This is a genomic window from Apibacter muscae (assembly GCF_007845635.1).
GTDB classification, from domain to species: domain Bacteria; phylum Bacteroidota; class Bacteroidia; order Flavobacteriales; family Weeksellaceae; genus Apibacter; species Apibacter muscae.
In genome coordinates this window covers 57,331-75,373 of record NZ_SELG01000031.1, presented here as the reverse complement: position 1 = coordinate 75,373, position 18,043 = coordinate 57,331, and the positions used below count along the sequence as shown (strand labels likewise).

17 protein-coding genes and 1 pseudogene are annotated in these 18,043 nt (G+C 28.7%); 13 read left to right on the top strand and 5 right to left on the bottom strand.

Annotated features, from left to right (window positions below; translation table 11 throughout):
* Window positions 1-16 precede the first annotated feature (16 nt).
* Complete coding sequence (locus ETU08_RS04355) at window positions 17-1,117, bottom strand: hypothetical protein (RefSeq protein ID WP_146261797.1); 1,101 nt, start codon at window positions 1,115-1,117, stop codon at window positions 17-19.
* 83 nt (window positions 1,118-1,200) lie between these two features.
* Here ETU08_RS04355 and rlmB point away from each other — a divergent pair, with 83 nt between their 5' ends.
* Window positions 1,201-1,932 (top strand): 23S rRNA (guanosine(2251)-2'-O)-methyltransferase RlmB, encoded by a 732-nt coding sequence (gene rlmB / locus ETU08_RS04350; RefSeq protein ID WP_146261796.1) that lies wholly within the window; start codon window positions 1,201-1,203, stop codon window positions 1,930-1,932.
* A gap of 41 nt (window positions 1,933-1,973) precedes the next feature.
* Window positions 1,974-2,252 (top strand): hypothetical protein, encoded by a 279-nt coding sequence (locus ETU08_RS04345; protein WP_146261795.1) that lies wholly within the window; start codon window positions 1,974-1,976, stop codon window positions 2,250-2,252.
* On the opposite strand, the gene ETU08_RS12100 is transcribed toward ETU08_RS04345, so the two are convergent.
* Window positions 2,227-2,685 carry an exosortase F system-associated membrane protein gene (locus tag ETU08_RS12100; protein ID WP_146261794.1) on the bottom strand — a complete coding sequence of 153 codons (459 nt, stop codon included), beginning with the start codon at window positions 2,683-2,685 and terminating at the stop codon, window positions 2,227-2,229. The two genes, ETU08_RS04345 and ETU08_RS12100, sit on opposite strands and share 26 nt — an antisense overlap.
* Window positions 2,669-3,223 carry an exosortase family protein XrtF gene (xrtF, locus tag ETU08_RS04335; RefSeq protein WP_146261793.1) on the bottom strand — a complete coding sequence of 185 codons (555 nt, stop codon included), beginning with the start codon at window positions 3,221-3,223 and terminating at the stop codon, window positions 2,669-2,671. The genes ETU08_RS12100 and xrtF overlap by 17 nt, the downstream gene beginning before the upstream one ends.
* Window positions 3,224-3,356: 133 nt before the next feature.
* On the opposite strand from xrtF, the gene putP reads away from it, so the two are divergent.
* From putP to ETU08_RS04305, 6 genes are all read left to right on the top strand, one after another.
* Window positions 3,357-4,868: a sodium/proline symporter PutP gene (gene putP, locus ETU08_RS04330; RefSeq protein WP_146261792.1), complete on the top strand. Its 1,512-nt coding sequence runs from the start codon at window positions 3,357-3,359 to the stop codon at window positions 4,866-4,868.
* A 294-nt stretch (window positions 4,869-5,162) separates the two neighbouring features.
* Window positions 5,163-6,161, top strand: coding sequence for a bile acid:sodium symporter family protein (locus ETU08_RS04325; RefSeq protein ID WP_146261791.1), 999 nt, complete (start codon window positions 5,163-5,165; stop codon window positions 6,159-6,161).
* 107 nt (window positions 6,162-6,268) lie between these two features.
* Entirely contained in the window at window positions 6,269-6,796 is a 528-nt protein-coding gene (locus tag ETU08_RS04320) for an RNA 2'-phosphotransferase (RefSeq protein WP_146261790.1), read from the top strand.
* 4 nt (window positions 6,797-6,800) lie between these two features.
* Window positions 6,801-7,337, top strand: a complete 537-nt coding sequence (locus ETU08_RS04315) for an O-acetyl-ADP-ribose deacetylase (RefSeq protein ID WP_146261789.1) — start codon at window positions 6,801-6,803, stop codon at window positions 7,335-7,337.
* A 191-nt stretch (window positions 7,338-7,528) separates the two neighbouring features.
* Window positions 7,529-8,206, top strand: coding sequence for a hypothetical protein (locus ETU08_RS04310; protein WP_146261788.1), 678 nt, complete (start codon window positions 7,529-7,531; stop codon window positions 8,204-8,206).
* Window positions 8,207-8,208: 2 nt separating this feature from the next.
* Entirely contained in the window at window positions 8,209-8,925 is a 717-nt protein-coding gene (locus ETU08_RS04305; protein ID WP_146261787.1) for a toxin-antitoxin system YwqK family antitoxin, read from the top strand.
* Between the two features lie 86 nt (window positions 8,926-9,011).
* Here the strand turns inward: ETU08_RS04305 and pnp are convergent, their stop codons facing one another.
* Window positions 9,012-11,165 carry a polyribonucleotide nucleotidyltransferase gene (gene pnp / locus ETU08_RS04300; protein ID WP_146261786.1) on the bottom strand — a complete coding sequence of 718 codons (2,154 nt, stop codon included), beginning with the start codon at window positions 11,163-11,165 and terminating at the stop codon, window positions 9,012-9,014.
* Between the two features lie 253 nt (window positions 11,166-11,418).
* A complete protein-coding gene (rpsO, locus tag ETU08_RS04295; RefSeq protein ID WP_146261785.1) occupies window positions 11,419-11,688 on the bottom strand; it encodes a 30S ribosomal protein S15 in 270 nt (89 codons plus the stop codon).
* A gap of 280 nt (window positions 11,689-11,968) precedes the next feature.
* On the opposite strand from rpsO, the pseudogene ETU08_RS04290 reads away from it, so the two are divergent.
* From ETU08_RS04290 to ETU08_RS04270, 5 genes and pseudogenes are all read left to right on the top strand, one after another.
* Window positions 11,969-12,841 (top strand): annotated as a pseudogene (locus tag ETU08_RS04290) (IS982 family transposase).
* Between the two features lie 188 nt (window positions 12,842-13,029).
* The gene (dnaN, locus tag ETU08_RS04285; RefSeq protein WP_146261784.1) at window positions 13,030-14,145 is read left to right on the top strand and encodes a DNA polymerase III subunit beta; all 1,116 of its coding nucleotides are present in this window, start codon (window positions 13,030-13,032) and stop codon (window positions 14,143-14,145) included.
* A gap of 82 nt (window positions 14,146-14,227) precedes the next feature.
* Window positions 14,228-16,645: a phenylalanine--tRNA ligase subunit beta gene (gene pheT, locus ETU08_RS04280; RefSeq protein WP_146261783.1), complete on the top strand. Its 2,418-nt coding sequence runs from the start codon at window positions 14,228-14,230 to the stop codon at window positions 16,643-16,645.
* 10 nt (window positions 16,646-16,655) lie between these two features.
* Entirely contained in the window at window positions 16,656-17,435 is a 780-nt protein-coding gene (locus ETU08_RS04275) for a Rossmann-like and DUF2520 domain-containing protein (RefSeq protein WP_146261782.1), read from the top strand.
* Entirely contained in the window at window positions 17,422-17,952 is a 531-nt protein-coding gene (locus ETU08_RS04270) for a KdsC family phosphatase (RefSeq protein ID WP_146261781.1), read from the top strand. Before ETU08_RS04275 ends, ETU08_RS04270 begins: the two co-directional genes overlap by 14 nt.
* Window positions 17,953-18,043 lie beyond the last annotated feature (91 nt).

Here is an 18,043-nt window from a genome sequence, read left to right as displayed (position 1 = left end):
ATAAATTGCTAGTTTGCTAAAAATCAATTTGATATCCTAATTTAGTAAACGGAATCATAATTAATAAAATGAATAATAAAAAATAGAATTTATTCTGATCTTCAGTCTTAAATTCATACCCTCTAATTTTATTTCTATTTTTAAATAATATGGAAAGGAATATTATATACAAAGAAAAACACATATTTGAAAACCAACGTAGAGCATCAAGACCCAAAAAAAACATTAGAAAGGTAAAAAATATGGGTATGAAAATAAAATTGAAATAGAACTTATTTATATTTAAAATTACGAAAAATAATTTTATTACATATGAAATAGTAATGACATTAATTATTCCAAATATCCAAAATTTTTTGTGACTAAAATTATTAATCATTGAATTTCTCATTTCATTATAAACTTTATTTGATAAAACAGTTTTTTCTATATCAACCCCTCCATTAGATTTATTAATAATATAATTTTCAAACACTTGAAAATTGATAGTAAGTTTTCCAAAAAACATATTTATTAAAATTGATAATAATGAAAAGAAAATAAAAACTGAAAATATAGATAAATTCTTTTTATTAATTTTTGAATCACTAGCTATTAGCCAACAAACAAAATAAGAGGGAAGCCATAATAATAAAAAACCTTCATGTATAAAAATAACCATTGGAGATATAATAAAACATATATCTATTATCTTCTTATTAAGTGGTAATAAAAATATTAAACAGTAAAGAATACCAAAAATATCTAGTCTTCCTAAATCGTACCATAAGTTTTTAATTAGAGAAGGACTGACAACTAAAAAGCAGATTAAAAAATATCCTAAAAATTTATTTTTAAAATTTACTGTATCTATAATTTTGACTAATAAAATTGCAACTAAAAATAGTAATAGTGTGGATATTTTTATAAATGTTTCTATAGTTAATGATATTGAAGTTAAATTTAATAGCTGCCCTATAAGACCTCTTTTTATAAATCCAAAATTATAATCATATAAGAAATATTGATAATTAAAACTTAAAGGTGTATGTTCTTTCAATTCATATAGATAATAAAATAAACTGAAAAATAATATAATATAATATTCAGGATTATTAACTTTAAATACTTTCCACATGACAATAAGATTTATTTCTGCTAAAATAATATTAATTTTTAATTTTTTTGTCTTAATAAAAAGATTACTTTTATATTTAATTTATGGAAAAAGATTTTATATTCGGTATTCATCCTATAATAGAAGCGATTGAGGCAGGGAAAGTTTTTGATAAAGTATTTCTTCAAAATGGTTTGTTAGGAGATAATATTAGAGAATTAAAAATAAAGTTAGGCGAAGCAGGTATAAAAGCTAAATATGTACCTATTGAAAAATTAAACAGACTTACGAGGAAAAATCACCAAGGAGTATGTGCATTTCTTTCTCCGGTACAGTTTTATAAATTAGAGGATGTAATTCCAGAATTGTTTGAAAAGGGTAAAATGCCATTTATATTAATGTTAGATCACCTTACTGATGTAAGAAATTTTGGAGCCATATGCAGAACAGCAGAAATTGTTGGCGTTGATGCTATCGTAATACCAAATGAAGGTTCAGCTCCAGTAAATTCAGATTCTATAAAAACTTCAGCTGGCGCTCTTTTTAATGTTAAAATATGTAAAGAAAAGAACCTTTTAAAAGCATTGGAGTTTTTAAAATTAAGCGGAATTAAAACGGTTTGTGCCACTGAAAAGACGGATAAAAATATTTATGAAGAAAAATTAGCATTACCAATAGCCATAGTTTTAGGGAATGAAGAAAAAGGAATTTCTAGAGATATTTTAAAAAATGCCGATGAAAAATTGAAATTACCTATGTATGGAAAGACAGATTCGCTAAACGTTTCTGTGGCTTGTGGAGTATTTCTTTACGAAGTAGTAAGACAAAATATATAATAAAATTTTATAAATTTACATATAAAATAAAAATTCAAAATATGAAAAGTTCAATTATAATAGGTATTCTTTGTTTAATCATTGGAGGAGCAATTGCATATTTACAACATAACGGTACGGATCCAATATTTACCTTTCCGTTAGTTATCGGATCTTTATTTGGTGCGGGTTTAGGATTAATTTTAGGGGCTATTGGGGGATATATGGGTAAATCTCAAAGTATTAAAAGAAAAGAATTAAAGGAAAAATTATCAGAAAAAGTTGCTACTGAAACCAACCAAATAACTGAGAATTCTACCGAGAATAATTTGGGGAATTAGTTTTCTTTAAATGTTTATGGTAGTAAATGGCGGGGATTAATATCAATAGAAATATAGGCTGTATTAATATTCTGCGTATGTAAAAGGTAGGCATATAGCCTAAACTAAAGTTTGTGTATATTGAAACAAAGTATAACGCGCAAAATATCGCAAATCCTATCGTAAATATATAAAAGGAAAAAACGCTGATTTTTTTATCGCCAAACCATAAATAAATAATTAATAGACTTAGAATTAAATTGAGACTATATCTTAATGATAAGGAAATAAATAAACGTATTGTATGGAAGTTTGGGGGTGATAAATGATTAAAATTTGATTTTTTGAAAAATTCTAAGAAAGGATCATAAAAGAGAGAACTTTCATATTTTCTAACTAAGATTAAACCTAAAATAAAAATTATAATTCCAAAGATTTTAATTGTTTTTATCATTTACGTAGGCAGGTTTATTTAAAACAAAAAATTTAATCCACACCATCCAGAAAAATATTATTATTCCATATATAATAACCGGAAATATATAATCATGTGCTAAATTTGAATAACTGGGGAAGGTGTGAAATATATAGTTTAAAAAAGCAATTCTAATAAGGTTTGTTATATATATAATTAAGACTGAGGATAGTAAAAAGATGGTTGTATTTCTCCAAGTATTAGCAAAAGCGATGATAAAAGCTATATAAAGTATTATTACAGATAATGCATTACAGCCTTCGTTAACAATACTACTGATTTTACTATCTATGGCAAAAAACATAAAATTATTATGATTGATGTGTATTGCCATACTATTTACCGATACAAAATTTAATAAAGTAGCAGATTGTTTAGCTACAATTTCAGTATAAGGATCGCAAGTTTGTAGTTTATTTTGATAGAAATTTAAGTATAAATAATAAAGACCTATTAAAACTAAATAAACACAGAAAAATTTAACTAAAACAATAAGAATAGATTTATATTCCTTCATAAGGATGAATTATAATAGCAAATGTAAGAAAGAAAAAGAAATTATAGATATATATACAAAATATTCATTAAAAATTACTTAGATTTTAGAATTCTTTTTTTAATTTGTAAAAATCTTTATTAATCAAAGAAAAATGGATTTATACGAGCTAATATCAATTAGTCTATACTTTATATTAATGGTGGTCATAGGTTTTTATGCCTATATAAAGTCAACGGCTAATACTGAAGAATTTCTATTAGGAGGTAGAAAAATGGGGGCTGCAGTTACAGCTTTATCTGCCGGTGCAGCAGATATGAGTGGATGGTTACTTATGGGGCTTCCTGGAGCAATGTATATTTCCGGATTGTCGGCTTCTTGGATTGCCATAGGTCTTACATTGGGAGCCTATTTAAACTATTTGTATATAGCGCCTAGATTGAGGATTTATACAGAATTGGCAGGTAATTCCATTACTTTACCTGTGTTTTTTGAAAATAGATTTCAAGATCAATCAAGGCTCTTAAGGATTATATCGTCTGTCTTAATATTAATTTTCTTTACTTTATATACTTCTGCAGGTATGGTATCTGGGGGAAGATTATTTGAGTTTGCTTTTGGTATGCATTACAATGTAGGCTTGTGTGTTACTAGTTTGGTAGTAGTTGTATATACATTTTTAGGAGGGTTTCTTGCCGTTAGTCTTACGGACTTTGTACAAGGAACAATAATGGTATTAGCTTTAGTTACTGTTCCTATTGTTGCGGTTGTGATTTTAGGTGGACCTATAGATACGCTGGAAATCATCGAAAACAAAAATGACACCTACTTAAATTTATTTACTGGTACAACAGCAGTAAGTATATTATCCTTATTGTGTTGGGGGTTGGGGTATTGTGGACAACCCCACATTCTGGTTCGTTTTATGGCTATCGACTCAGTGAAAGATTTAATTAAGGCTAGAAGAATAGGTATAAGTTGGATGATCTTTACGGTTGGGGGAGCGCTACTCGTGGGTTTAATAGGGATTGCTTATTTACATAAATATGATGTTGATAGTATGATGATTTTTGATTCGTCTAAAGAAAAAGCTGAAACAATTTTTATTTATTTTGCAAGAGTATTGTTTCATCCATTAATATCAGGATTTCTACTTTCGGCTATTTTAGCTGCGGTTATGAGTACTATATCTTCACAACTTTTGGTTACATCAAGCTCAATTACAGAAGATGTATACAAAGCATTTATAAATAAAAAACCCACAGAAAAGCAAGCGATGATAGTTAGCAGGCTTTCAGTATTAGGGGTTGCTATTTTAGCTTTTATATTATCGCTTACTCCCAGAGATAGCATTTTAAATCTAGTAGGTAATGCTTGGGCTGGTTTTGGCGCAACATTTGGTCCGTTAATTATACTTTCTTTATTTTGGAAAAGAACCAATGTCTGGGGAGCTTTGGCTGGTATGCTAACTGGAGGAATCTCAGTTTTAGTTTGGGTATATGCAGGTTTATATGCTAAAACAGGGATTTATGAAATAATTCCATCATTTTTTCTTTCGTTAGTAATGATCATTATAATAAGCCTTTGCACTGAAAAGCCTAAAAAAGAGATTATAGATACCTATGATAAAATGGATGTAGAATTAGAAGAGAAGTACAAAAATTAACTAATTATTTTTAATAAGCTTATTTATTTGAACTTTAGAAAAATTATTTTATTGCTCAATTGTTCTAGTAAAAATATTTATATAAAATTTAATAATTGATTATATTGTATAAATAATAGTAGTTATTGTCGTAAAATATCTAAAATTTATTTTATAAACATTAATTTTAAGAGATGTAAATTTATAATTGTTACTTTCTCATCTTAGATTTCAATATATAAATTTTTTCGAAATTTCGTTCCATTGAAACTCATATTAAAAATTAATAAACTTTTTAAAAATTATAAAATAGTAATGAAAACATTGAAAAAAATTGGAATTGACGAGTTTTTAATATTACTCCTTTTAATGATCATTCTTGCCTATTTTTTTCCATCGCTAGGTTCTTCAGAAGGAACATTTTCATTAAAAAGTTTAACCAATATAGGAGTATCTGTTATATTTTTATTTTATGGATTAAGATTAAGTTTATCGGATTTAAAAGCAGGTCTATCAAATTGGAAATTACACATCTTAATTCATCTTTTTACTTTTATAGTATTCCCATTATTAATTTTGCCTTTAAGAGGATTGTTTACAGGTGCTGAAAACCAACAATTATGGTTAGGTATATTCTATTTAGCAGCTTTACCATCTACTGTTTCATCTTCAGTGGTAATGGTATCAATTGCTAAAGGAAATATCCCTGCAGCTATATTCAATGCCAGTATCTCAAGTTTATTAGGGGTTTTTGTAACTCCTTTGTGGGTTGGATTAGTAATTTCAGGACAAAATAACAGTCCAGCCTTAGGGCACGTAATGATTCAATTGGTTATACAAGTTATTATTCCAGTAATTATAGGGATTATACTCAACAAATATTTAGGAGAGTTTGCTAAAAAATATAATAAAGGGTTAAAAAAGTTTGATCAAGCCATAATATTATCCATCGTTTATACAGCCTTTTGTGAATCTTTTACACAACATGCCTTTGATGGATTTAGTATCACCAAATTAGTTTTATGTGGGGCAGGTATGGTTGTGTTATTTTTTATTGCTTACTACTTGATAACATTACTATCTAGATTATTAAATTTCAATAGAGAAGATAAAATTACAGCTACTTTTTGTGGTTCCAAAAAATCTTTAGTACATGGAACAGTTATGTCTAAAGTCTTATTTCCTAATTCAATGTCCTTAGGGGTTATATTATTACCTACTATGTTGTATCATGCTTTACAACTTATTGTGGTAAGTATTATAGCTCAAAAATTAGCCAAACAAGTTAAAGATAAAAGTAAACTTAATTATTAAATGGAGTTTAGTAGCTAAAGATTGTAATTTAAAATACGAAATTTTTAGAATAAATTAAATATAATTAATATTTTATATTGACTTATGAATAAAAAAATAAAACCGAAATAGGAAAATTTATAAGTTTTATTTTAAGACATGAACCTAAAAAAATAGGGTTGAATTTAGATGAAAACGGATGGGCAGATGTTGATGATTTAATCCAAAAATCAGTGATGAATAATGTAAATTTCACAAAGAAAGATTTAGAAGAAATTGTTGATACCAATGAGAAGAAAAGATATTCTTTTAATGAAGATCAAACCAAAATAAGAGCCAATCAAGGACATTCCATATCTATAAATATGGAATTTAAGTCTGTATGCCCGCCCGAATACCTATATCACGGAACAGTGGTAAAATTTCTTCCTTCTATAAATGAAAAAGGAATCCAAAAAATGAGTCGGCAATTTGTGCATCTAAGTGTAGATGAAAGCACTGCATTAAAAGTAGGGTGTAGGCATGGGAAGACTGTCGTATTAACCATATGTTCAAACCAAATATATAAAGATGGAATTATATTTCACTGTTCAGAAAATGGAGTTTGGTTAACAGATTATGTGGATATAAAATGTATTTTTAAAGAAAAATATTGAAACAATGAAAATTGAAGTTTGTAGTGCAGATATTACGAATATAGAAGTAGATGGAATAGTTAACGCTGCAAATACGTCATTATTAGGAGGAAGTGGAGTAGATGGGGCAATACACAGAAAAGGAGGGATTGAAATTTTGGAAGAATGTAAAAAAATTCGATCAAGACAGGGCGGATGTAAAGTAGGAGAAGCTGTATATACAGTTGCGGGTAACCTGCCATCCAATTATGTCATTCATACAGTAGGTCCAGTTTGGAGCGGAGGAATAAATAAAGAAAAGGAATTATTAAGTTTATGCTATACTAATTCGTTAAAAATAGCGAATCAATTGCAATTGAAATCTATCGCTTTCCCTAATATAAGTACAGGGATTTATAAATTTCCTAAACCCTTGGCTGCTGAAATAGCAATTTCTTCAGTCATTAACTTTTTGGAAAAAGAAAACACAAGTTTAATTAAAGTTTATTTTGTTTGCTTGGATCAAGAAAATGAACAACTTTACAGAGATAATTTAAGAGGAAGAATTGAATTAACACACTAATAGAGATTTTAATAGTAATTTTTTAAATAAAGTTCGTTTGTAATAAAAAATATCAATTAAAAACTATTATTTTTAATAATATTATTAATATAAAATAAATCTAAAATTACAATAAATATTTAAAACATATTGTTAATATATAAAAAAATAACATAAAACATATATCTTTGCTGAATTCATAATTCAACTCTATGAATTCAAAAATTGTAGAATCAACTGAAAAGTTAGCTAAAGATAATATTATAATCAATTCTTATAAAGATTTTTATAGCGGGAAAGGATATTTTCTAACTAAAAATTTATTATTAGGAGGTTCTAAAAAACCATTTTTTTTTCCTATAAAATCATCTTTTGAAAAATGGTGGAGTAGTGGGGAATTAAATATAGTACAGAAAAAATATATATTATTACTTTCAGGAGTAAATGAATATAATGTAAATAAAAATGCTTATGATTCAATTAAAAAAGGATATGATAAGTGGAATTCCAATTATTTAGTAGATATTTATGGGGGTAATAAGGGTTGGGCTTGTAATCTCTTCGTTGGAGAAGCATTGTTTTTTGCTGGTATAAATACAGTAGTTTCAGGAAAATACCTATCAGCCAAACAAATATGGAATGGAGAAAGTTCAAGAATGAAATTAATTGATAAAAAAAATTTACTGGCTGGAGATATTGCTGCTTTTGGAGGTACTCATGTGGAAATAGTAACTAAAGTTCATCGAGGACAATTATTTTTTGATGATGATTTTTGCTCAAGAGGTGCAGGCAGAGGTACTACCGATTTTGGAACGGAAAAATGTGAAGGAATGTTTGGTGATACTAGAGAGATTGAAAATTCAAATATTAGATTTTTAAGAGCTCAATAATTATGAATAGAAGTTTTTTATTTCTTCTAGCTATCAGTATTTTTTTATTTGCATGTAGTAAAAAAGAAGAGAGCCAGGCACCAATTAAAATCGTATTTTTTACGGATTCTACTTTTACTGTTAAAAAAGATTCTATAGAAATAAACTCTTTAAATAATTCCCTTCATGGATTTGTTAAAATTTATGGTTATGGAGGCATTAATTCTTTTGAGGAAGGAGAATTAAAAGACGGAAAACATATTGGTATATGGAAAAAATATTTTTACGGAACAACACTTTCTGAGTATATTACTTTTAATCAATTGGGAGAAAGAGACGGTGTTTCTTTAGAATTTGATTCTAATGGAGATACGTTATCTCTTTTAAATTTTAGAAAAAATCATCCAATAGGGAAGCAAAAGGAGTTTTATAAAGGAAAATTAACATTACAATATTTTATAGATTCTAATGATCATCTTATAAATAAATTCTTAGCCTTAAAGCCTAATGGAGATACCTTGTATTTTGTAGATTTAGGTAAGAAAGGAACCGGGTATTTAAAAAAGTATGATCGATATGGTGTTTTAAATATAGAAGGATATTTAAAAAATGGAAGTTTTCAAGATACGATTAAAGAATATTTTTATGACAATTTTAGTAATAAATATTTATATGCAAATGTATATTTTTATAAAGACGATTCTACCAAAGTTTTCATAAAAAAAATAAATATGAATTAGACCTTAGAATTTGAACATAAACTAATAACCGGAAAATTAAAAAAAACGGTAAATTAATATTTACCGTTTTTTAATTGAAGAATGAATTATTCTTCGTTTTTATCCTTTTTATCAGTTCTTTCCGGTCTAGGTAAAGTAGCTTTTCTAGATAATTTCATTTTTTTCTTATCATCCATACCTAAATATTTTACTTCAATAACATCGCCTAAATTTACAGAATCTTCCACCTTTTCAACTCTCTTCCATTCTAATTCTGAAATATGAACTAAACCTTCGGTTCCCTTAGAAATTTCAACAAAAGCACCAAAAGGCTTAATAGAAACAACTTTAGCCTTGTAAATGGTTCCAACTTCCGGAACAAAAGCAATTTGTTTAATTCTAGTTATAGCCTCATCAATTTTAGTTTGGTCCACACCAGAAATCTCTATTTTGCCCAGGTCATCACTTTCTTCAATAGTTATAATAGTTTCAGTATCCTTTTGTAACTGTTGAATAATTTTTCCTCCAGGACCAATAATAGCACCAATAAAATCTTTAGGGATCTCTAAACGAATTAACTTAGGAGCGTTAGGTTTCAATTGAGAATTAGGACAAGGAAGAGTTTCAAGGATTTTACCTAAGATATGTAATCTGCCATCTCTGGCTTGATTCAAGGCTTGTTCCATAATCTCAAAAGATAATCCTTGAATTTTTATATCCATTTGGCAAGCGGTTATACCATCAGCAGTACCGGTAACCTTGAAATCCATATCTCCCAAATGATCTTCATCGCCTAGTATATCAGACAAAACAGACCATTTTCCAGATTCTTTATCTGTAATTAACCCCATTGCAATTCCAGAAACAGGTTTTTTAATTTGTATACCAGCATCCATTAACGCTAAAGTACCAGCGCAGACGGTAGCCATGGAGGAAGAACCATTGGATTCTAATATATCAGAAACAATTCTTATAGTATACGGAGAATCTGAAGGAATCATCTGTTTCAAAGCTCTTTGGGCTAAGTTTCCATGTCCTATCTCCCTCCTAGAGACACCACGTACAGGTCTTGCCTCACCCGTTGAAAAAGGAGGGAAGTTGTAATGCAAGTAAAATCTCTCTTCATGTTGAAAAATTACATCATCAATTCGGTTTGCATCTAAAGAAGATCCCAAAGTTACAGTGGTTAGAGATTGAGTTTCTCCTCGTGTAAATATTGCTGAACCGTGCGCGCCAGGAAGATAATCAACTTCACACCAAATAGGGCGAATCGTTTTGGTATCTCTTCCATCCAAACGAATACCTTCATTTAAGATTAGCTGTCTTACTGCATCTTTTTGTACTTCGTGGAAATAAGTAGATGCTAAAGATTCTTTTTCAGATCTTTCTTCTTCTGAATATTTAGATAAAAATCCTTCTAAGATAGCATGAAATTTATCACTTCTTTCGTGTTTATCTGAAGGATTCTTAGCAATGTCATAAACTTTTTGAAAGGCAAATTCAGTAATTTCTTTTCTTAGATCTTCGTCATGTTCTTCGTGACAATACTCACGTTTAATCAAAGACTTTTCAACTTTAGAAGCTAATTTTTCTTGTGCTACAATTTGTTCTTTAATTGCGTTGTGAGCATGTGCAATCGCTTCAATCATTTCTTTTTCAGAAATTTCGGACATCTCCCCCTCAATCATTACAATTGAATCTTTAGATGCACCTACCATAATATCTAAATCAAACCCTTGGTTCATTTGAGCTAGACTAGGATTTATAGTATATCTTCCATCTTGTCGAATAATTCTAACTTCAGAAATAGGACCTTTAAAAGGTATATCCGTAATAGCAATTGCAGCTGAGGCAGCTAAGCCTGCCAAAGCATCTGGTAGTATTGAACCATCGTAAGATATAAGTTGAATCATGAGCTGAATTTCAGCATGAAAATCATTAGGAAAAAGTGGGCGTAGTACACGATCCACCAACCTCATGGTTAAAATTTCTTCATCGGTAGGTCTACCTTCTCTTTTCATAAATCCTCCGGGGATACGTCCGCCTGCAGAAAATTTATTTCTATAATCTACAGTTAAAGGTAAAAAATCTACTCCAGGATTTGCTTCTTTTGCGGCAACTACAGTAGCTAATAACATAGTTCCTCCACATTTAACTACAACAGAGCCATCTGCTTGTTTAGCTAACTTTCCGGTTTCTAAAATGATTTCTCTACCATCATCTAGAATAATTTTCTCAGTAATTGCTTTTGGAATTTCCATAAAACTAATTCTTTAAATTAAAATATTATATAATAAAAAAGAAGATAAATGACTTTTTGCATTTCACTTTAGCAAACTTACCAGAAAACATAGAGAACACTCAAGTCTATTAAAATAATATTAAGATTAATAGAATTCAGTGCTCTGTGTGTTTAATAAATGGTTAGAACTCACTAAAAAATACAATAGGAAATTTTCTTCTTTTACGTTTAAAAATAAAGAGGCAATTTTAAAATAATTGCCTCTATATGATTTATTTACGAATACCTAATTCAGCAATGATAGCTCTGTATCGATTGATGTCTTTCTTTTTAAGGTAATCTAGTAAACTTTTTCTTTTACCCACTAAAGCAACTAAAGCTCTTTCTGTATTAAAATCTTTATGATTTTTTTTAAGATGTTGAGTTAAATGATTAATTCTGTAAGTAAATAAGGCAACTTGCCCTTCTGCGCTACCCGTATTTTTCTCATTCTTACCGTGTTTAGCGAAAATTTCTTTTTTAATTTCTGTTGTTAGATACATTCCAATATTTTTTTAAATGATTATTATGCATACGTTTTACAAATATATAAATTTTTTAAGTAATAACTAATCTTTTTTATTTGGAGATAGTTATGGATTTTGTGAAAATATAAATTCAATCTTTTAAATAACACAAGTTGCTATTTAAATATCTTATCAAACATAGTATCAATAATAAATAAAGATAGCTTAACCCGTGGTTCATTTAGAATAATAAAATAAAAGTTATTCATTTTCAATTAAATGACTATATTTAATTGTCTACCAAACGATTAAATACATGAACAACTTCACTCGAAGTTACGAAAAAATATTGGAAACTTTACAATCCATAGAAAGTACAATGAACTTTAGAAATCAAATACGCAAGCCTAAACTATCAGATATAGAGTTGATAGCTATAGACTTAACTTCTGAGTTCATAGGAGTTGATTCAGAGAGGGATTTATTTAGGAAACTCCCTGATAATTTGAATTCAAGAGTATAAAGAAGTGTTTATAATCGTAGAAAACGAGGTTTGTTTTATCATCGAGAATTATTACGAAAAGATTTGGTACAAAGCATTGGTAAACAAGATTTATATATAGTAGATAGTATGCCCCTAGAGGTCTTTAAGTTAAGTCGTAGTTTGAGAAATTCTATCTGTAAAGAAACCTACCTGACAGCACCGGATAAAGGTTATTGTGCTTCTCAAGGAAATCATTATTATGGTTACAAACTCCATGCTGTCTGTACTATTGATGGAGTATTTACCGATTTTGATTTAACACAGGCTTCAATACATGATATTCATTACCTTAAAAACATAAAATCGATGTATTCTGATTGTACAATTCTAGGAGACAAAGGCTATTTAAGCATTGATTATCAGAGAGATTTATTTTCCAACAATCAAATCAAACTTGAAGTTCCAATGCGTAGCAATCAAAAAGACTATAAGCCACAGACTTATCTGTTTAGAAAATCAAGAAAACGCATTGAAACATTATTTTCTCAATTATGCGACCAATTTATGATTCGCCGAAACTACGCTAAATCTTTTGACAAATTTAAAAACAGAATATTATCTAAAATAATGGCGATTACTGTTATACAACTGATAAACAAATTAAATAATCGAAATATTAACATCTTAAAAACCATAATTGCTTAATTGAACCGCGGGTATCTTTAATATTAGTTTATAAAAAATATAAAGAAGATAGATTTAACTTAAAACTTTTAGAAATCAATTTTAGAATTGAAATCCTTAAATTAAGAAAAAAATAAAAAATAATAAGTGGTTTTTGTTATTAAAAAACTATTTTTGTAAAGATTAAGGAATTTAACAAAGATTCGAATATGAAATTTATTGTTTCAAGTGGTGATCTATTAAAGGCATTGCAACTTATCAGTGGAGTTACCGGAGGTAATTCATCTTTACCTGTGTTAGAGAATTTTTTATTTGATTTGGACGAGGGTCGTTTAACTATTTATGGTTCAGATGGTGAAACAACTATGAAGACTAGCATAGGAGTTCAAAGTGAAGATAAAGATAGGATTGCCGTGCCATCTAAGTTACTAACAGATATTATAAAAACTTTTTCTGAACAACCTTTAACTTTTTCTAAGAAAGAGAATCAGCTGGAAATCGTGGATGAAAAAGACAACTATTTCATAGCGTTGGATGATGTGGATCAGTATCCTTCAATTCCTGAAATTGAAGTTGAAAAGTCATTAAAAATTAAAGCTTCAGTATTAGCTGAAGCAATAAATAATACCATTTTTGCTACGGGTAATGATGCTATGCGCCCGGTAATGACAGGTATATTATTCCAATTTAATGAATCAGAAAGCTGTTTTGTTGCAACTGATGCACATCGTTTGGTAAAATATACACGCAGAGACTCAGTTTCAGCAGAACCAATTGAATTTATTATGCCTAAAAAGCCATTAATTTTATTAAAAAATGCACTGGCTGCATATGATGATGAAGTATTGATTGATTTTAATGATACAAATGCTAGATTTACGTATAGTGAAACCCAATGGGTATGCAGATTGATTGATGGTAAGTACCCCAATTATGATGCTGTGATACCTAAAGAAAATCCTAATGTTTTAACGATAAACAGACAGCTATTTTTAAGTTCATTAAAGAGAGCATCTCTTTTCTCAAATAAATCTACTTCACAGGTACGTTTAGTTTTGAACGGTAATTTATTAAAATTAAGTGCAGAAGATTTGGATTTTGCGAATAAAGCAGAAATGAGTCTTCCTTGTGATTACAATGGCGAAGAATTAAAGATAGGCTTTAATTCCAAGTTTTTAAATGAAATGTTAAATAACATCTCTTCAGAAGATATTACGCTCGAAATGTCAACTTCCAACAGAGCAGGTATAATTAAGCCGGTGGATGGCAAAGACGATAATGAGGATATTTTGATGTTAGTAATGCCTGTAATGTTGAATCAATAAAAGAATTAAAATAATAATTTTTAAAATTCTTATGTAAATTTTACTTTTGCATAAGAATTTTTTATTTAAATAGTATAGAGTAATGAAAATTTCTTACAATTGGCTAAATGATTATATTAAAACTGATCTTTCTGTAGAAAAAGTGGCTTCAGTTTTAACAGATATAGGATTAGAAGTTGAAGGTATTGATAAAGTAGAATCTACACAATCTAATTTTAATGGTGTTGTTGTAGGAGAAGTGATCGATTGTATTAAGCACCCTAATGCAGATAAACTCAAGATTACACAAGTAAAAATTAATGAAAATGAGATACTTCAAATTGTTTGTGGTGCTCCTAATGTAGATATTGGTCAAAAAGTTCCAGTAGCTACCATTGGAACTATTCTTTGTGATAAAGAAGGTAATGAATTTAAAATAAAAAAAAGTAAAATTAGGGGTGAAGATTCTTTTGGAATGATATGTTCAGAAGAAGAATTAGGAATTGGTGAGAGCCATGAGGGTATTATGGTTTTGGATAGTCATATAAAATTGGGTATGCCTATCAAAGAAATTTTAACTACTTCAAGTGATTATACACTAGAAATTGGTCTTACCCCCAATAGAACAGATGCAATGAGTCATTTTGGTGTCGCTCGTGATCTAGCATCAGCTTTAAAAAGTAGAAAAATAAAATCAGAATTATTACCAATTTCCATAGAAGAATTTAAACTGGAAGAAGAAAATTACAATCCTATTCAAGTAGAGATTGAAGATGCTAATTTATGTCCAAGATATACAGGTATATATTTAAAAGACGTTGAAATTAAACCTTCTCCAGAGTGGTTGCAAAAAAAATTAAGAACAATTGGATTAACACCAATTAATAATGCTGTAGATATTACAAATTATATTCTTCATTCTTATGGGCAACCGTTACATGCCTTTGATGCTGATAAAATTAAGGGAAATAAACTTAAAGTAGGTAGTGTTCAAAAAGGAACTAAATTCGTTACTCTAGACAATGTGGAAAGAAATCTAGATGGAACAGAATTAGTGATTAAAGATTCCGAAGATCAACCACTTTGCCTTGCAGGAATTTATGGTGGTTTAGAATCAGGTGTAAGTAGCACCACAAAAAATATTTTTTTAGAGTCTGCTTATTTTAATCCAATATCCATTAGAAAGACATCTAAAAAAGAAGGAATTAGTACAGATTCTTCTTTTCGTTTTGAACGAGGAGTAGATCCTAACAATACTTTATTACCGTTAAAAAAAGCTGCAGAATTATTTAAAGAACTGGCTAATGCAACCTTAGTTGGCGAAATTATAGATGAATATCCTCAACCTATAAAAGAAGTTAATACAGTACTAAGATATCATAAAATTGATCAAATATTAGGTAAGCGAATACATAGAGATCAAATAAAAGAAATAGTAAAATCATTAGATTTTACTATTATAAGTGATGTAAATGATGTGTTAGACTTAAATGTGCCAACCTATAGAGTTGATGTTACTAGAGAAATTGATGTAATAGAAGAGGTCGCTCGTATATATGGATACAATCATATAGACATACCAGAAAAATTTTCATTCACCTATGATAATAATCAACAGAATGAGGAAGATCTTTTAGAAGATAGTATAACTAATTTACTGAAATTTAATGGATTTTATGAGGTTTTAAATAATTCCATTACTACTAAAAAGATGGAAGATACCAATTATGTAGAATTACTTAATCCTTTAAGTTCAGACTTATCTGTAATGAGGCAAACATTACTTTACGGAATGCTACAAACGGTATCTTTTAATTATAATAGAAATCAAAAAGAAATTAAATTATTTGAATTAGGTAAAGTTTATTTTAAAACTTCTGGAAATAACTATCTTGAAAATAAAAAGTTAGGTTTAATATTATCTGGTAATTTTCAATCCAACAATTGGATATCTAAAGAGAATAGAAGCTCTTTTTTTCATTTAAAAGGTATAGTTTATCAACTTTTAAATTCTTTAGGAATACAACCTAGTGAAAAACCTATTCATTCCAATTTATATGATGAAGGTATTGAGCTAAGTATGAATAATACCTATTTAGGAGAAATATCTATTATTTCTCCTAGTCAGCTTAAAGAATTTGGAATTAAAAATGAAGTCTATTTTGCTGAATTGGATTGGGATAATATATTAGATTTATCAACTAAAAGAAAAGCATTGAAATTTGAAGAGATTTCAAAATTCCCCGGATCAAGCAGAGATTTAGCTCTATTAGTTGATAAAAATGTTAATTATTTTGATCTTTATAAAACAGCCTTTAATGAAGAAAAAATACTTATAAAGTCAATAAATCTTTTCGATGTATATGAAGGTGAAAAATTACCGGTTGGAAAAAAATCTTACGCCTTAAACTTTATCATCCAAGACGAGAGAAAGACCCTTACCGATGCGGAAATTGATGCTGTTATGAATAATTTAATTAATATTTATTCAAGGGAATTTAAAGCTGAATTAAGAAATTAAAATTTAAAAAATGTTTAAAACAGTTGTAATTGTAGGAGCTGGAAACGTAGCTTATCATTTAACAAGAGCTTTACTGGAAAATACGGTAAACCTAGTACAAATATTTAATAGAACATTATCTAAAGCCCAACTTTTAGCGGAGAATTACAACATAAGTTATACAGATAAAATTTCAGAAATTAAAAAGGCGGATATATATATTATTTGTACTTCTGACGATGCTATATCAGAGATCTCATATTACATACCTTTTGATGATTGTTTAGTAGTTCATACATCTGGATCAACCCCTATATCTGCTTTAAAAGGGAAATATAGAAAAGGAGTTTTTTATCCACTGCAAACCTTTACGCAAGGACGATCTTTGGAATATGATAAAATACCTTTTTTCATTGAAGCAGAAAATTCGTCTGATGAAGGTGCTTTACTAGCTTTAGCTGAAAGGATTTCAGAAGAATCTTATCTTGTTGATTATGAAAAAAGAATGAAGATTCATATGGCTGGAGTTTGGGCAAATAATTTCACAAATCATCTATATTTAATTGCAGAAGAAATTTGTAAAAAACAAGAGATACCTTTTGATGCGTTAAAATCAATCATTAAAGAAGGTGTAGACAAACTAGTAGATGGTGTATCTCCCTATGATGCACAAACGGGACCTGCGAGAAGATTAGATAAATCAGTGATAGAAAAGCATTTATCTATTCTAGAGGCTACAGATTCAAAATTATTCCAAATTTATAATTTATTAACAGAGTCAATAATAAAATTATATCATGAAAAATTATAAGGAAAAACTAAATTCTATTACTTCATTTGTATTTGATGTAGATGGAGTGATGACAGATGGAAGTATAATTCTTATGAATAAGGAGATGATTAGAAGTACCAATACGAAAGATGGTTTTGCCTTACAATTTGCCTTAAAAAAAGGATATAAGATAGGCATAATTACAGGTGGAAGAGATGCATCCGTAGTTTCGCGCTTAAATTATCTAGGAATCACAGATATCTATTTAAATTCCACGTATAAATGGGCAGATTTAGAAGATTTTATTTACAAATATAATCTTAAATCTGATCAGGTACTATACATGGGAGATGATTTGCCTGATTACGAAGTTATGTCAAGAGTTGGAGTTGGAGCAGCTCCTAAAGATGCTTGTTCGGAAATTTTGACTGTTGCTGATTATATATCGCCACTCGAAGGTGGTAAAGGATGCGTAAGAGATGTAATTGAACAGGTTTTAAGAGTGAGAGGAGATTGGGATTATTTAGAAACACAAAACGATATAGCTTCAATTTAATGTAATTATATCAAATGCTAACTTTAATTATAAATTATTATAAATAAAAATTAGTTTATAAACTTTAAAGCTATTGAAAATCTAAGATACA

Excerpts from the sequence above, each read along its gene's own strand:
- rpsO (WP_146261785.1), bottom strand. The coding sequence starts at position 11,688 with ATGTATCTAACAACAGAAATTAAAAAAGAAATTTTCGCTAAACACGGT.
- ETU08_RS04305 (WP_146261787.1), top strand. The coding sequence starts at position 8,209 with ATGAATAGAAGTTTTTTATTTCTTCTAGCTATCAGTATTTTTTTATTT.
- rlmB (WP_146261796.1), top strand. The coding sequence starts at position 1,201 with ATGGAAAAAGATTTTATATTCGGTATTCATCCTATAATAGAAGCGATT.
- ETU08_RS12100 (WP_146261794.1), bottom strand. The coding sequence starts at position 2,685 with ATGATAAAAACAATTAAAATCTTTGGAATTATAATTTTTATTTTAGGT.
- ETU08_RS04345 (WP_146261795.1), top strand. The coding sequence starts at position 1,974 with ATGAAAAGTTCAATTATAATAGGTATTCTTTGTTTAATCATTGGAGGA.
- ETU08_RS04270 (WP_146261781.1), top strand. The coding sequence starts at position 17,422 with ATGAAAAATTATAAGGAAAAACTAAATTCTATTACTTCATTTGTATTT.
- putP (WP_146261792.1), top strand. The coding sequence starts at position 3,357 with ATGGATTTATACGAGCTAATATCAATTAGTCTATACTTTATATTAATG.
- pheT (WP_146261783.1), top strand. The coding sequence starts at position 14,228 with ATGAAAATTTCTTACAATTGGCTAAATGATTATATTAAAACTGATCTT.
- ETU08_RS04355 (WP_146261797.1), bottom strand. The coding sequence starts at position 1,117 with ATGTGGAAAGTATTTAAAGTTAATAATCCTGAATATTATATTATATTA.
- xrtF (WP_146261793.1), bottom strand. The coding sequence starts at position 3,223 with ATGAAGGAATATAAATCTATTCTTATTGTTTTAGTTAAATTTTTCTGT.
- ETU08_RS04315 (WP_146261789.1), top strand. The coding sequence starts at position 6,801 with ATGAAAATTGAAGTTTGTAGTGCAGATATTACGAATATAGAAGTAGAT.
- pnp (WP_146261786.1), bottom strand. The coding sequence starts at position 11,165 with ATGGAAATTCCAAAAGCAATTACTGAGAAAATTATTCTAGATGATGGT.
- dnaN (WP_146261784.1), top strand. The coding sequence starts at position 13,030 with ATGAAATTTATTGTTTCAAGTGGTGATCTATTAAAGGCATTGCAACTT.
- ETU08_RS04325 (WP_146261791.1), top strand. The coding sequence starts at position 5,163 with ATGAAAACATTGAAAAAAATTGGAATTGACGAGTTTTTAATATTACTC.
- ETU08_RS04310 (WP_146261788.1), top strand. The coding sequence starts at position 7,529 with ATGAATTCAAAAATTGTAGAATCAACTGAAAAGTTAGCTAAAGATAAT.
- ETU08_RS04275 (WP_146261782.1), top strand. The coding sequence starts at position 16,656 with ATGTTTAAAACAGTTGTAATTGTAGGAGCTGGAAACGTAGCTTATCAT.